Origin of the sequence: Delftia sp. HK171, assembly GCF_001886655.1 — a bacterium.
Lineage (GTDB): Bacteria > Pseudomonadota > Gammaproteobacteria > Burkholderiales > Burkholderiaceae_C > Comamonas > Comamonas acidovorans.
Window position 1 is genome coordinate 5,044,768 of the sequence record NZ_CP018101.1, and the last position, 13,474, is coordinate 5,058,241.

Annotated in this window: 12 protein-coding genes and 3 tRNA genes; 7 read left to right on the forward strand and 8 right to left on the reverse strand. The window is 63.6% G+C overall.

The features are described from left to right. Positions 1-36: 36 nt before the first annotated feature. On the reverse strand, positions 37-1,530 hold the full coding sequence (locus BO996_RS22560) for a nucleobase:cation symporter-2 family protein (RefSeq protein WP_012206653.1): 1,494 nt from the start codon (positions 1,528-1,530) through the stop codon (positions 37-39). 289 nt (positions 1,531-1,819) lie between these two features. Continuing rightward, positions 1,820-2,359: a peptide deformylase gene (def, locus tag BO996_RS22565; protein WP_013801513.1), complete on the reverse strand. Its 540-nt coding sequence runs from the start codon at positions 2,357-2,359 to the stop codon at positions 1,820-1,822. A gap of 289 nt (positions 2,360-2,648) precedes the next feature. Here def and BO996_RS22570 point away from each other — a divergent pair, with 289 nt between their 5' ends. The 4 genes from BO996_RS22570 (at position 2,649) to BO996_RS22585 (ending at position 3,430) form a co-directional block, all read left to right on the forward strand. Further along, positions 2,649-3,017, forward strand: coding sequence for a YbaN family protein (locus BO996_RS22570; RefSeq protein WP_049801494.1), 369 nt, complete (start codon positions 2,649-2,651; stop codon positions 3,015-3,017). Positions 3,018-3,104: 87 nt separating this feature from the next. Beyond that, positions 3,105-3,180, forward strand: a tRNA-Asn gene (locus BO996_RS22575). 53 nt (positions 3,181-3,233) lie between these two features. Continuing rightward, positions 3,234-3,309, forward strand: a tRNA-Asn gene (locus BO996_RS22580). Between the two features lie 45 nt (positions 3,310-3,354). Beyond that, positions 3,355-3,430 (forward strand) — tRNA-Asn (locus BO996_RS22585). A 44-nt stretch (positions 3,431-3,474) separates the two neighbouring features. Here BO996_RS22585 and BO996_RS22590 read toward each other — a convergent pair. Next, positions 3,475-3,801, reverse strand: coding sequence for a hypothetical protein (locus BO996_RS22590; RefSeq protein WP_071956470.1), 327 nt, complete (start codon positions 3,799-3,801; stop codon positions 3,475-3,477). Between the two features lie 235 nt (positions 3,802-4,036). Between BO996_RS22590 and aat the strand changes: the two genes are divergently transcribed. From aat to BO996_RS22605, 3 genes are all read left to right on the forward strand, one after another. Further along, positions 4,037-4,822 (forward strand): leucyl/phenylalanyl-tRNA--protein transferase, encoded by a 786-nt coding sequence (gene aat / locus BO996_RS22595; RefSeq protein ID WP_071956471.1) that lies wholly within the window; start codon positions 4,037-4,039, stop codon positions 4,820-4,822. After that, positions 4,819-5,568: an arginyltransferase gene (locus tag BO996_RS22600; protein ID WP_012206658.1), complete on the forward strand. Its 750-nt coding sequence runs from the start codon at positions 4,819-4,821 to the stop codon at positions 5,566-5,568. The genes aat and BO996_RS22600 overlap by 4 nt, the downstream gene beginning before the upstream one ends. A 128-nt stretch (positions 5,569-5,696) precedes the next feature. After that, a complete protein-coding gene (locus BO996_RS22605) occupies positions 5,697-6,521 on the forward strand; it encodes an IclR family transcriptional regulator (protein ID WP_071956472.1) in 825 nt (274 codons plus the stop codon). Positions 6,522-6,632: 111 nt separating this feature from the next. On the opposite strand, the gene BO996_RS22610 is transcribed toward BO996_RS22605, so the two are convergent. The 5 genes from BO996_RS22610 to ilvC form a co-directional block, all read right to left on the reverse strand. Continuing rightward, positions 6,633-7,730 carry a serine hydrolase gene (locus tag BO996_RS22610; protein WP_013801508.1) on the reverse strand — a complete coding sequence of 366 codons (1,098 nt, stop codon included), beginning with the start codon at positions 7,728-7,730 and terminating at the stop codon, positions 6,633-6,635. A 119-nt stretch (positions 7,731-7,849) separates the two neighbouring features. Then, a complete protein-coding gene (locus tag BO996_RS22615; RefSeq protein WP_071956473.1) occupies positions 7,850-9,388 on the reverse strand; it encodes a 2-isopropylmalate synthase in 1,539 nt (512 codons plus the stop codon). A 99-nt stretch (positions 9,389-9,487) separates the two neighbouring features. Then, positions 9,488-11,179 (reverse strand): 2-isopropylmalate synthase, encoded by a 1,692-nt coding sequence (leuA, locus tag BO996_RS22620; RefSeq protein ID WP_071956474.1) that lies wholly within the window; start codon positions 11,177-11,179, stop codon positions 9,488-9,490. Between the two features lie 226 nt (positions 11,180-11,405). Further along, a complete protein-coding gene (gene pssA, locus BO996_RS22625) occupies positions 11,406-12,239 on the reverse strand; it encodes a CDP-diacylglycerol--serine O-phosphatidyltransferase (protein ID WP_012206663.1) in 834 nt (277 codons plus the stop codon). A gap of 210 nt (positions 12,240-12,449) precedes the next feature. Continuing rightward, a complete protein-coding gene (gene ilvC, locus BO996_RS22630; protein ID WP_012206664.1) occupies positions 12,450-13,466 on the reverse strand; it encodes a ketol-acid reductoisomerase in 1,017 nt (338 codons plus the stop codon). Positions 13,467-13,474: the final 8 nt, after the last annotated feature.

The following is a 13,474-nucleotide window of genomic DNA, read 5'->3' on the forward strand; positions in this document are numbered from 1 at the left end:
GCCTTTTGCGTCCAGGCGCGGGCTCGGGTGCAGCCGTCAGTGCATGGCGGCCGCAGGCGCCGACACCGTGGCCACTTCCTTGCCCTCGCGGTCATAGAGCTTGCCGTCGACCACCCGGTCGCCATCGGCCAGGGCAGACAGCACGGCCTCGCTGAGCACGCGCTCAGAACCTGCGCCGAATACCGAAGGCTCCTCGGGATTGCCCTGCTTGAAGTGGTTGAAGACCAGGTTCAACAGCAGCACGGTCACCGCCGTGGAGCTGATGCCCGAATGGAACATGGTGGCGAACCAGTCCGGGAAGTGGTGATAGAAGTCCGGCTTGACCATGGGCAGCACGCCCATGCCGATGGACGCCGCCACGATGATCAGGTTCATGTTGTTGTGATAGTCCACCTTGGCCAGCGTGCGGATGCCGCTGGCCGCCACCGTGCCAAAGAGCACCAGGCCCGCGCCGCCCAGCACCGAGGGAGGCACGCAGGCCACGATGCGCCCCATGATGGGCAGCAGGCCGAAGGCGATCAGGATCAGCCCGCTGAAGGCCACGACATAACGGCTCTTGATGCCCGTGACCGCGACCAGGCCCACGTTCTGGGCAAAGGCGCTCTGCGTGAACGAGCCGAAGAACGGCGCCACCACGCTGGACAGCATGTCGGCGCGCAGGCCGTCGGCCAGGCGGCGCGAATCCACGCGGGTGCCCACGATGTCGCCCACGGCCAGGATGTCGGCCGAGGTTTCCACCAGGGTCACCAGGATCACGATGGACATGGAAAGGGTCGCCGCCAGGCTGAAGGTTGGCCAGCCGAAGTGCAGCGGCATGGGCACGGCAAACCAGGCGCCGCTGCCCACCTCGGAAAAGTCGGACTTGCCGATCATGGCCGCCACCGCCGTGCCGATGACGATGGCCAGCAGGATGGACAGGCGCGAGATCATGGCGTTGCCCAGCTTGCTCAGCGCCAGCACGATGACCAGCGACAGGCCCGCCAACCCGATGTTGCCCATGCTGCCGTAGTCGGCCGCCTGGGGATTGCCGCCCATGGCCCAGTGGGCCGCCACCGGCATCAGCGACAGGCCGATGATGGTGATCACGCAGCCATTGACCAGCGGCGGGAAAAACCGGGTGAGCTTGGAAAAAATGGGCGCAATGATCAGGCCGAACACCGAGGCAAAGAGCACGGCGCCCAGCACGCCCTGCATGCCGCCGCCCGTGTGCAGGATGCTGACCATGGTGGCCACGCCCGAGAAGGACACACCCTGCACCAGCGGCAGGCGCGAGCCGAAGAACGGAATGCCCAGCGTCTGCAGCAGCGTGGCCAGCCCGCCCATGAAAAGGCAGGCCGTGATCAGCAGGCCCGTGTCGGCCGCCGACATGCCGGCCGCATTGGCCATGACCAGGGGCACGGCCACGATGCCTCCGTACATGGTCAGCACATGCTGCAAACCATAGAGGGTGTTGGCCGTGAGGCCGAGTTGCTCGTCCTCCGGGCGGATGTCTGTACCCAGGGCCGGCGCATTGCCAGAACTTTTTTCCATCGCTGTCTCCTTGTCCTCTTGTTCACAGAACGCCGGACAAGTACGCGGCAGCCGGATGGCGGCAGGCGCGCCCCCGCGCACCTTTTGCCGCCGACCCGATAGGCCGCGCTCTCCTGCATCCTGCATCGCGAAGCCCGGTGGCTGCTTAGCAGCTCTTGGCGGGCGAACGCACACAATCCCCGCCTTGGCGGGAAGTGCCAATGTACGGCGCCAGCATGGAAAAATTGTCTACCGATTTGTATACAAAGACCTGACCGAAGATCCTTGAATACGGGCAGCGCCCGCCCGCTCAGTCGTCCTCGGCCGCGCTGATGCCGGGGAACAGCACATCGGTGAAACCGAACTGGCTGAAGTCACGCATGCGCATGGGATAGAGCTTTCCCCAAAGGTGATCGCACTCATGCTGGACCACGCGCGCATGAAAACCATCCACCGTGCGGTCGATGGCATCGCCAAACACATCGAAGCCCGTGTAGCGGATATGGTTCCAGCGCGGCACCATGCCGCGCATTCCGGGTACGGACAGGCAGCCTTCCCAGTCCAGTTGCTCGTCCTCGCCCATGGGCGTGATGACCGGGTTGATGAGCACGGTGCGCGGCACCACGGGCGCATCGGGGTAGCGCGGATTGGGCAGGCCGGAGCCGAACACCACCATCTGCAGGTCCACGCCAATCTGCGGCGCGGCCAGCCCCGCGCCGTTGGCTGCATGCATGGTGTCCAGCAAATCGCTGAGCAGCAGGTGCAGTTCGTCGGTGTCGAATTCGGTCACGGGCTGGGCGACGCGCAGCAGGCGCGGATCGCCCATCTTCAAAATGGTGCGGACAGTCATGGCAGTGCAAGGCTATGCATGTAAATGTGGGTTGCCAAGCATAGCTGCCGCCCGGCTCCCGGCTGCCTCCTGGCCACCTCTTGGCCGCCTCTTGGCCGCCATGGCCACAGCGCGCTGGCACAATCGCAGCATGCCCAGCACCGCCAGAGAGTCATCCACCGCGTCCCCAGAGGACCGTGAGGCAGGCGCGCAGCAAATACCCACGGCACAGACCCTGGAGCCCGAGGCCACTGCGCAGGCAGGCACGGCGCCAGCCTTCCATGGTGACGATCCCCCTCCCCTGCACCGCATGCCGGCCGCCCCGTTGCGCTGGGCGCTGCAGCTGTTTGCCTGCCTGAGCCTGGCCACGGGCATTGCCGGCATCTTCATTCCAGGATTGCCCACCACGGTGTTCGTGCTCATGGCCGGCTGGGCCGCGGCGCGCAGCTCGCAGCGCATGCACACCTGGCTGTGGCGCCATCGCCTGTTCGGCCCCATGCTGCGCAACTGGGCACGGGGCGGCTGCGTGAGCCGGCGCGCCAAATGGAGCGCCAGCGCCATGATGAGCCTGTGCGCCGTCATACTGCTGTGGACTCGCCCGCCCGCCTGGGTGCAGGCCGTGGCGCTGACCTCCATGGGCTGCGTGCTGGTATGGCTGTGGTTCAGGCCCGAGCCGTGAGAATGAAGGCCTGCAGCCGGCCTTCCTGAAAAAATTCCTCCGAGTTTTCTGTGACGTGTTTTTTACGTCATATAATCTAGGTCTTGTTCCTCAATAGCTCAGTTGGTAGAGCGCCGGACTGTTAATCCGTAGGTCCCTGGTTCGAGCCCAGGTTGAGGAGCCAAAAGAATTTCAAGATCTTGCAACCGCACAAGATCTCTGTCGATAGACGTGTATTCCTCAATAGCTCAGTTGGTAGAGCGCCGGACTGTTAATCCGTAGGTCCCTGGTTCGAGCCCAGGTTGAGGAGCCAAATTTCAGTGGCCTTGCAATCGCACAAGACCCAACGCCAACATATTCCTCAATAGCTCAGTTGGTAGAGCGCCGGACTGTTAATCCGTAGGTCCCTGGTTCGAGCCCAGGTTGAGGAGCCAGATGAAAAGCCCGCATGCCAACGCATGCGGGCTTTTTTGTTGGGTCAGGCTGCACGCACCATGCCCACGGTGGGCGTGTTCGGTGGCGATGGAGTTGCGGTGGGCTCCACGGTGACGGGCTTGCTGTGCCTGGCATGTGCGCGGCGCGAACCATGGGCAGCACGGGATTGCTCGACACCCTCTTCCCATGCGCGCAGCTCTTCTTCCAGCCGTGCGGCACGTTCCGCATACATGTCAGCAGAGGACTTGTAGTACTCCGCGGCAATGGTGTGCTCCAGCATCGCCATGCGGGCTTCCTGCAGGTAAGCCCGGGTGCGACGGATATAGCGCGGCTCGGCAAGGCTTGCGCCAAAGATTTTGCTGAAAAACATCGCTCATCCTCCTTCGATGCCTTCACAGCGAAAGCCAAGCATCCGCAAGAAGACGGAACCAGCATAGCCCAAGCCTGCCAGGCGGCATTGTCCCCTGGCGCGACAAGGCCGCGTAGGAGGTTCACTTACCCCGGCCAGGCGATGCCCTCGCATCCACGCAGCCCTCTTGCGCATGGTTTGTGCAAGACTGCGGCTGCAGAGAATACGAATCCATTTCCTCCGTCCGCACCCGATCATGTCCCATCCCCTCCCATGGCTCATCCCCCACCAGGCCTTCCCTCCTGTGGAAACGGCATGGGGCCCCAACGACCCCATCCCGGGCCTGCTGGCCGCAGGCGGCACGCTGGATGCGGCGCACCTGCGCATCGCCTACAGCCAGGGGATTTTTCCCTGGTTCAGCGAAGGCCAGCCCACGCTGTGGTGGTCGCCCGATCCCCGCATGGTGCTGCAGACATCGCAGTTCCGGCTGCACCGCAGCCTGCGCAAGACATTGCAGCGCTTTCGTGCCACGCCAGGCTGCGAGATCCGCATCGACAGCGCGTTCGAGACCGTGATGCAGCACTGCGCCCAGACGGTGCGCCACGACCAGGATGGCACCTGGATCGTGCAGGAAATTCTTGACGCCTATGCCGACCTGCACCACCAGGGTGCAGCCCACAGCGTGGAGACCTGGGTGGACGGACGCCTGGTAGGCGGCCTGTATTGCGTGGCACTGGGCCGCGCCGTGTTTGGCGAATCCATGTTCGCGCATGCCACCGACGCATCCAAGATCGCGCTGGCGGCCCTGGTTGCGCTGTGCAGACACCAAGGCGCCGCGCAGATCGATTGCCAGCAGGCCACGCAGCATCTGGCCTCGCTGGGGGCGCGCGAAATGCCGCGCGCCCGGTTCCTGCAAACCGTGGCCGAGCAAAGCCAGCTGCCGCCCATGCGCTGGCGGTTCGAAAACGTATACTGGGACGCGTTGCTGCCACCGTCCGGTGAGGCTGGCGACACATCACCGGCTGCCGCCAGCACACCATGACGCACCCGAACGATCTTCCGCTGCAGGCCCTGCAGTTCTATGCCACCGCCGCCTACCCCTGCAGCTATCTCGATGGCAGGCTGGCGCGTTCGCAAGTGGCCACGCCCAGCCACCTGATCCAGAACAGCGCCTATTCGGAGCTGGTTTCACTGGGTTTTCGCCGCAGCGGAATGTTCACCTACCGGCCGTATTGCGACGGATGCCGCGCCTGCGTGCCGATGCGCATCCTGGTCCACGACTTCCGCCCCGACCGCAGCCAGCGCCGCGCCGCCGCGCGCCATGCCGACCTCACGGCATCGATCCAGCGCCTGCACTACTCGAACGAGCACTACCAGCTGTACCTGCGCTACCAGCAAAGCCGCCACAGCGGCGGAGGCATGGACCATGACAGCGTGGACCAGTACACCCAGTTCCTGCTGCAAAGCCGCGTCAACTCGCGCCTTGTGGAGTTCCGCACGCCCGCAGCCGATGGCGGCATCGGCACGCTGAAGATGGTCTCCATCCTCGATGTGCTGGAAGACGGACTGTCTGCCGTCTACACCTTCTACGAACCCAACGACCCCGCCAGCTACGGCACCTTCAATGTGCTGTGGCAGATCGACCAGGCCCGGTCCATGAGCCTGCCCTATGTCTACCTGGGCTACTGGATCGCCGACAGCCAGAAGATGAATTACAAGGCGCGCTTCCTGCCCCATGAAGTGCGCGTTGACGAGCGCTGGCAGCGCGTGGATCAGTTGCCGCGCTGATACAGCGTCACTCCACGCCTTTTCAGCGACATTTCTTATGCGCATAGCCGCTGTTTGCTGGCGGCACATATGCCGCCATGCCATGGCCGCCGCTAGAATGACCGAATGCCGAAACTCCACTCCGCCTCATGAAAAAAAACGATAACGCGGCCTCCCCCAAGCCCAGCGTCCAGGTCCTGGAACGCATGTTCACGTTGATCGACGTGTTGGCCTCGCGCGAGGAAGCGGTATCGCTCAAGGAGATCAGCGAGCGCACCGGCCTGCACCCCTCCACCACGCACCGCATCCTCAACGATCTGGCCATTGGCCGCTTTGTCGATCGCCCCGAATCGGGCAGCTACCGCCTGGGCATGCGCTTCCTGGAACTGGGCAATCTGGTCAAGGCCCGCCTGAGCGTGCGCGAAGCGGCCCTGATCCCCATGCGCCAGCTGCACAAGCAGATCCAGCAGCCGGTCAGCCTCAGCGTGCGCCAGGGCGATGAAATCGTCTATGTGGAACGCGCCTACAGCGAGCGCTCCGGCATGCAGGTGGTTCGCGCCATCGGCGGCCATGCGCCGCTGCACCTGACGTCCAACGGCAAGCTGTTCCTGGCGGCCGACGATGCGCAACAGGTCCGCGCCTACGCCACGCGCACCGGCCTGCCCGGCAAGACGCACTTCAGCATCACGCGGCTGGCCGACATGGAAAACGAGCTGGACAAGGTACGCCACCATGGCGTGGCCCGCGACAACGAAGAGCTGGAGTTGGGCGTGCGCTGCATGGCCGCCGGCATCTACGACGACCAGGGCAAGCTGGTGGCCGGCCTGTCCATCTCCGCTCCCGCCGACCGGCTGGACGAAAGCTGGATGTCCAAGCTCCAGTCCACCGCACAGGAGATCTCGGGCGCCTTGGGCTTCAACTCAACCCGCCCGGCGGCACCGCCACCCAACCCCTACGCGCGCAGCAGCCACTGAACAGCCATCGGCCCCATTGGCATTGGCCAGGGGCCATTGGCAACACACACCTCTGCGCACCAGAAACGACAAAGGCGCCATCGGCGCCTTTGTCGTGAGGGGAAAGAAAACTCAGCCCTTGACCTTGTGGATCATGGGATCGCCAGCCACCTGCCCCATGGACTCCACCCAGTGGCGCACGCGCTCGGCATCGCCGAGGCGGCTGAACTTTCCGGCCGAATCCAGGAAGACCATGATGATCTTGCGGCCAGCCACCTGCGCCTGCATGACCAGGCAGCGACCTGCCTCGGAGATGTAGCCGGTCTTTTGCAGACCGATGTCCCAGGTGGGGCTCATCACCAGACGGTTGGTGTTGTTGTACTGCAGCGTGCGGCGGCCCACAGCCACCTCATAGCCGGGCGAGGTGGTGTACTCGCGCACCAGCGGATCGCTGTGCGCCACATTGACGAGCACGGCCAGATCACGGGCGCTGGACTGGTTGCGGCTGGACAGCCCGGTGGGCTCCACGTAGCGGGTATCGGTCATGCCCAGCAGACGGGCCTTGGCGTTCATCTGCTGGACAAAGGCATCAAGGCCACCAGGGAAAGTGCGGCCCAGGGCGTGGGCAGCGCGGTTTTCACTGGACATCAGGGCCAGGTGCAGCATTTCACCGCGCGTGAGCGTGGTGCCGACGGCCAGGCGCGAGCTGCTGCCCTTTTCGGTATCCACGTCGTCCTGCGTGATGGTGATGGTTTCATCCATCGGCAAATGGGCCTGGGAAATCAGCAGGCCGGTCATCAGCTTGGTCAACGAGGCGATGGGCAAGACGGCGTGGTCGTTCTTGCTCAGCAGCACCTCATGGGTGTCCTGGTCCAGAACCAGGGCCACGCTGCTCTTGAGATCCAGAGGATCGGCCACCGCATGCAGACCGGCCATCTGGCCGAAGGACAGGCGTGGCTCGTAGGCAACGGCGCGAATGGGGCTGGCCACGCTGCGTGCAGCGACGCGGCTGGGCTGGCGCGCGCTCTTGGCAACGCGCTTGCCCTGGGGAGCGGCCGTGGCGCGCTCCTTCACCGCCTTCTTCTTGACAGGGGCCACGGCCACCTGTTTCTTGGCAACTTTCTTGGCGGGCGCGGCATATGCGCCCGGAGCAGCAAGAGCACAACTCAGGGCCAGAAAGGACATGACCTGAGCAAATCGACCGAGGCGGGCACGGCGTAGGGTGGGCATGAGAAATGCTCCAAGCAGCAAGAATTTGTGACTAGACCTTACATTAATCGAAAAAGTCGCACTGTGACAATAACTTGTGCGACTTTTCGATAATTTAAGTGAAATTATAAGGCGAGTGCTTACCCCTGCGCAGCCACGACCTCTGCATTGCTGTGTAATTTGTTCAACGCGCTCAGATAGGCCTTGGCAGAAGCCACGACGATGTCAGGGTCGGCGCCCACGCCGTTGACCACGCGCCCGCTGCGCTGCAGGCGAACGGTCACTTCGCCCTGGCTTTCGGTGGAGCCGCTGATGGCGTTGACCGAGTACAGCAGCATCTCGGCACCGCTCTTCACCTCGGACTCGATGGCCTTGAACGAGGCATCGACCGGGCCATTGCCGTCGGACTGGGCCTTGATCTCTCGGCCGTCGCGGCTGAACACCACCGACGCGTGTGGGCGCTCACCTGTCTCGCTTTGCTGGGCCAGCGAGATGAACTGGAAGGGGTCGGCCTGCTGATGCGCGTCCTGCTCGGTCACCAGGGCCAGGATGTCCTCGTCGAAGATCTCGCTCTTGCGGTCGGCCAGCTCCTTGAAGGCGGCGAAGGCGGTATTGATCGCAGCTTCGCTGTCCAGCTCCACGCCCAGCTCGTGCAGGCGCTGCTTGAAGGCGTTGCGGCCGCTGAGCTTGCCCAGCACGATCTTGTTGGCGCTCCAGCCCACGTCCTCGGCACGCATGATCTCGTAGGTGTCGCGCGCCTTGAGCACGCCATCCTGGTGAATGCCGGAGGCGTGGGCAAAGGCGTTGGCCCCCACCACGGCCTTGTTGGGCTGCACCACGAAGCCGGTGGTCTGGCTGACCATGCGGCTGGCGGCCACGATGTGCAGGGCGTCGATGTTGACGTCCAGGCCAAAGTAGTCCTTGCGCGTCTTGATGGCCATCACCACCTCTTCCAGCGAGCAGTTGCCGGCGCGCTCACCCAGGCCATTGATGGTGCATTCGATCTGGCGGGCGCCTCCGAGCTTGACGCCGGCCAGCGAGTTGGCCACGGCCATGCCCAGATCATTGTGGCAGTGCACGCTCCAGACCGCCTTGTCGCTGTTGGGCACGCGCTCGCGCAGGTTCTTGATGAAGGCGCCGTAGAGCTCGGGAATGGCATAGCCCACAGTGTCGGGCACGTTGATCGTGGTTGCGCCCTCGGCGATCACGGTCTCGATGACGCGGCACAGGAAATCCGGGTCGCTGCGGTAGCCGTCCTCCGGGCTGAACTCGATGTCGGCAATCAGGTTGCGCGCAAAGCGCACGGATTGGCGCGCCTGCTCCAGCACCTGCTCGGGCGTCATGCGCAGCTTTTTCTCCATGTGCAGCGCGCTGGTCGCAATGAAGGTGTGGATGCGCGCGCGGTTGGCGTCCTTCAGAGCTTCGGCCGCACGGGCGATGTCACGGTCATTGGCCCGCGCCAGCGAGCAGATGGTGGAGTCCTTGATGGCGCGCGCAATGGCCTGCACCGACTCGAAGTCACCGTTGGAGCTCGCCGCAAAACCGGCCTCGATCACATCGACCTTCAGCCGTTCGAGCTGGCGCGCGATGCGCAGCTTCTCGTCGCGGGTCATGGAGGCACCGGGCGACTGCTCGCCGTCACGCAAGGTGGTGTCGAAAATGATCAATTGGTCGGTCATGGGGAGTCTCGTCTTTCTTGTGGATGCGAAGCCCCTGCCCACGGGCAGGCGATGAAAAAAGCCGGTGCGCTTGTGGCTGCACCGGCTCGGGAACGAAATTCAGGCGGCGACCGCCTCCTGCGCCACCGCATTCTCGGCGGAGGGAACACGCTGCAAGCCCGACATGATGGCCCGGAACGAGGCAGAGACGATATTCGCATCGACCCCGACGCCGTAGCACACGTGGGACTCGTCCACGCGCAGTTCCACATAGGCGATGGCCTTGGCGTTGGCGCCTTCGCCAATGGCGTGCTCGGCATAGTCCAGCACGCGCACCGCGCGGCCGCTGTGCTCGCTCAGCGCCTGCACGAAGGCATCGATCGGGCCCGTGCCCTCGGCCTCAATCGTGCGCTTGCCGCCCTCGACGGCCAGGTCGGCCGACAGGCTGACCACACCATCGTTCTCGCTCAGCCGGTAGTGCGGCGCCTGCACGGATTGCAGGCCATACTCGCGCTGGAACAGATTCCACAGGTCGGCGGCAGCCAATTCCTTGCCGCTGGCATCCATCTCGCGCTGCACGACCTGGCTGAACTCGATCTGCAGGCGGCGTGGCAACTGGAGGCCATATTCGCTTTCAAGCAGATAGGCGATGCCGCCCTTGCCCGACTGGCTGTTGACGCGAATGACGGCCTCATAGCTGCGACCCAGGTCCTTGGGATCGATGGGCAGATAGGGCATGTCCCAGACGTCGCCTTCCTTGCGGTCGGCGAAGGCCTTCTTGATCGCATCCTGGTGCGAGCCAGAGAACGAGGTGTAGACCAGGTCGCCCACGTAGGGATGGCGCGGGTGCACGGGCAACTGGTTGCAATGCTCGACCGTGCTGCGGATGCCGTCGATATCGGAGAAATCCAGCCCGGGCGACACGCCCTGGATGTACATGTTCAGCGCCACGTTGACCACGTCGAGGTTGCCCGTGCGCTCGCCGTTGCCGAACAGGCAGCCTTCGAGGCGGTCGGCACCGGCCATCAGCGCGAGCTCGGCCGTCGCCGTGCCGGTGCCGCGATCGTTGTGGGGATGGACGGACAGCACGATGGAATCACGGCGCTGGATGTGGCGGTGCGTCCACTCCACCATGTCGGCAAACAGATTGGGCGTGGAATGCTCCACCGTGGTGGGCAGGTTGATGATGCACTTGTGCTCGGGCGTGGGCTGCCATACATCGGTGACGGCATCGATGACGCGCTTGGAAAACTCCAGCTCGGTGTCCGAATACATCTCGGGCGAGTACTGGAAGGTCCACTGCGTCTGGGGGTAGCCGGCAGCGATCTCGTTGAACATGCGGGCATTGGTGGTGGCCAGCTCGACGATCTCGTCTTCACTCATGTTCAACACCACGCGGCGCATCACGGGCGCGGTGGCGTTGTAGAGATGGACGATGGCACGGGGCACGCCTTCGAGCGCTTCGAAGGTACGGCGGATGAGGTGCTCGCGCGCCTGGGTCAGCACCTGGATGGTCACGTCATCGGGAATGCGGTTTTCCTCGATGAGCTTGCGCATGAAGTCGAACTCCACCTGCGAAGCGGAGGGAAAACCGACCTCGATCTCCTTGAAGCCGATCTTCACCAGTTGCTCGAACATGCGCATCTTGCGATCGATGTCCATGGGCTCGATCAACGCCTGGTTGCCATCGCGCAGATCCACGCTGCACCAGATCGGAGCCTTGGTAATCGTCGCGTCGGGCCAGCTGCGATTTTGCAGACGCACGGGAGCGAAAGCGAACGGACGGTACTTGGTCGAAGGGTTTTGCAACATGGCTGAAGTGCTTTCTATCGTCTAGGTAAAAACAAGACCCACCTGCTCCAGCGACCCCACAAATGCAAAACGGCCCGTCGCTGGTGCAAACGGGCCGTGAAAGTAGGTATGTACGCGCGCGCTACTGTCTCTGCCCGTTGGACATCAGTAGTAGAGCTAGCGACAGGTATTGCATTCGGACGACTTTAGCACAGGTTCACAAAGGCTGTGAAGATGCTGCGCCGCATCACTTGTGCAGGCCGCGCTCCTCGGGCTCGTCGGTCGAGGTGCTGATGACGCTGGTGCGCTGGCCCTTGGCCTTGCGCCAGGCGTAGACGCCATAGCCCGAGAAACCGTAGAGCAGGAACACGCCGAACAACACGATGGGCGGGTGGATGTTGATGATGGCAATGCCCAGCGCAATCAGCACGATGGCGGCAAACGGCACGCTCTTCTTGAAGTGCACGTCCTTGAAGCTGTAGAACGGCACATTGGTGACCATGGTCAGGCCCGCGTACAGCGTCAGGAAGAACATGATCCAGGTGATCTGCGTCCAGCTCAGCCAGGCATCCTGACCGCGCAGCAGGCCCGCCTCGTCCAGCAGCCAGATGAAGCCCGTGACCAGCGCCGCCGCGGCAGGCGAAGGCAGGCCCTGGAACCAGCGCTTGTCCACCGTGCCGGTATTCACGTTGAAACGCGCCAGCCGCAGGGCGGCGCAGGCGCAATAGACAAAGGCGGCAATCCAGCCCCAGCGACCAATGCCCTTGAGCGCCCACTCATAGGCGATCAAGGCGGGAGCGGCGCCGAAGGACACCATGTCCGACAGCGAGTCCATCTGTTCGCCAAAGGCGCTTTGCGTATTGGTCATGCGTGCCACGCGGCCGTCAAGACTGTCCAGCACCATGGCGCAGAACACGCCTGCGGCAGCCAGTTCGAAGCGGCCATTCATGGCCATCACGATGGCATAGAAGCCACCGAACAGCGCAGCCAGCGTGAACAGGTTGGGCAGGATGTAGATACCCTTGCGGCGCTTGCGCACCACCACGCCCTCAATCTCGTTGGACTCATTGTGGTTTTGCATCAATCCAGCCTCCAGCACAGCGCCTACGGGCGCGGGCAGCTATTAAAACGATAGTATTCTAAGGGAGCGGACCGCGCCGCCCCGAAAGGGTCAGTGTACCTGCGCGCCGCACCCCTTCCCTGCACGAAAAAGGCCACCCGTCGGGGTGGCCTTGTCCTGTACCTTGCGTAGGCCGCTTGCGCGACCCAGGCAAGATGGAATGCAGCAATCTCAGTTGCGGCTCTGGTCAACCAGCTTGTTCTTGGAGATCCAGGGCATCATGGCGCGCAGCTGGCCACCGACCTTCTCGATGGCGTGGTCGGCGTTCATGCGGCGGCGGGCCGTCATGCTCGGGTAGTTGGTGCGACCTTCCTGGATGAACATCTTGGCGTATTCGCCGGTCTGGATGCGCTTGAGGGCAGCACGCATGGCTTCGCGCGACTTGTCGTTGATGACTTCGGTACCCGTCACGTACTCGCCGTATTCGGCGTTGTTCGAGATCGAGTAGTTCATGTTGGCGATGCCGCCTTCGTACATCAGGTCCACGATGAGCTTGAGCTCATGCAGGCACTCGAAGTAGGCCATTTCGGGAGCGTAGCCGGCTTCGGTCAGGGTCTCGAAGCCCATCTTCACCAGTTCCACCGCGCCGCCGCACAGAACGGCTTGCTCGCCGAACAGGTCGGTCTCGGTTTCTTCCTTGAAGTTGGTCTCGATGATGCCGCCCTTGCCGCCGCCGTTGGCCATGGCATAGGACAGGGCCAGGTCACGGGCCTTGCCGGACTTGTCCTGGTACACAGCGATCAGCGAGGGCACGCCGCCGCCCTTCAGGTACTCGGAACGCACGGTGTGGCCAGGACCCTTGGGGGCGACCATGATCACGTCCAGATCGGCGCGGGGCACGACCTGGTTGTAGTGGATGTTGAAGCCGTGAGCAAAGGCCAGCGTGGCGCCTTGCTTGATGTTGGGGGCCACGTTGTTGTTGTAGACCTCGGGGATGTTCTCATCCGGCAGCAGGATCATGACCAGGTCGGCGGACTTCACGGCGTCATCGACTTCCGCGACGGTCAGGCCAGCCTTGGCGACCTTGTCCCAGGAAGCGCCGCCCTTGCGCAGGCCGACCACGACCTTCACGCCGCTTTCGTTCAGGTTTTGCGCGTGTGCGTGGCCCTGGCTGCCGTAGCCGATGATGGCAACGGTCTTGCCCTTGATCAGGCTCAGGTCACAGTCCTTGTCGTAGAAAACTTTCATGTTGGCTC

Excerpts from the sequence above, each read along its gene's own strand:
- BO996_RS22560 (WP_012206653.1), bottom strand. The coding sequence starts at position 1,530 with ATGGAAAAAAGTTCTGGCAATGCGCCGGCCCTGGGTACAGACATCCGC.
- def (WP_013801513.1), bottom strand. The coding sequence starts at position 2,359 with ATGACTGTCCGCACCATTTTGAAGATGGGCGATCCGCGCCTGCTGCGC.
- BO996_RS22570 (WP_049801494.1), top strand. The coding sequence starts at position 2,649 with ATGCCGGCCGCCCCGTTGCGCTGGGCGCTGCAGCTGTTTGCCTGCCTG.
- BO996_RS22590 (WP_071956470.1), bottom strand. The coding sequence starts at position 3,801 with ATGTTTTTCAGCAAAATCTTTGGCGCAAGCCTTGCCGAGCCGCGCTAT.
- aat (WP_071956471.1), top strand. The coding sequence starts at position 4,037 with ATGTCCCATCCCCTCCCATGGCTCATCCCCCACCAGGCCTTCCCTCCT.
- BO996_RS22600 (WP_012206658.1), top strand. The coding sequence starts at position 4,819 with ATGACGCACCCGAACGATCTTCCGCTGCAGGCCCTGCAGTTCTATGCC.
- BO996_RS22605 (WP_071956472.1), top strand. The coding sequence starts at position 5,697 with ATGAAAAAAAACGATAACGCGGCCTCCCCCAAGCCCAGCGTCCAGGTC.
- BO996_RS22610 (WP_013801508.1), bottom strand. The coding sequence starts at position 7,730 with ATGCCCACCCTACGCCGTGCCCGCCTCGGTCGATTTGCTCAGGTCATG.
- BO996_RS22615 (WP_071956473.1), bottom strand. The coding sequence starts at position 9,388 with ATGACCGACCAATTGATCATTTTCGACACCACCTTGCGTGACGGCGAG.
- leuA (WP_071956474.1), bottom strand. The coding sequence starts at position 11,179 with ATGTTGCAAAACCCTTCGACCAAGTACCGTCCGTTCGCTTTCGCTCCC.
- pssA (WP_012206663.1), bottom strand. The coding sequence starts at position 12,239 with ATGCAAAACCACAATGAGTCCAACGAGATTGAGGGCGTGGTGGTGCGC.
- ilvC (WP_012206664.1), bottom strand. The coding sequence starts at position 13,466 with ATGAAAGTTTTCTACGACAAGGACTGTGACCTGAGCCTGATCAAGGGC.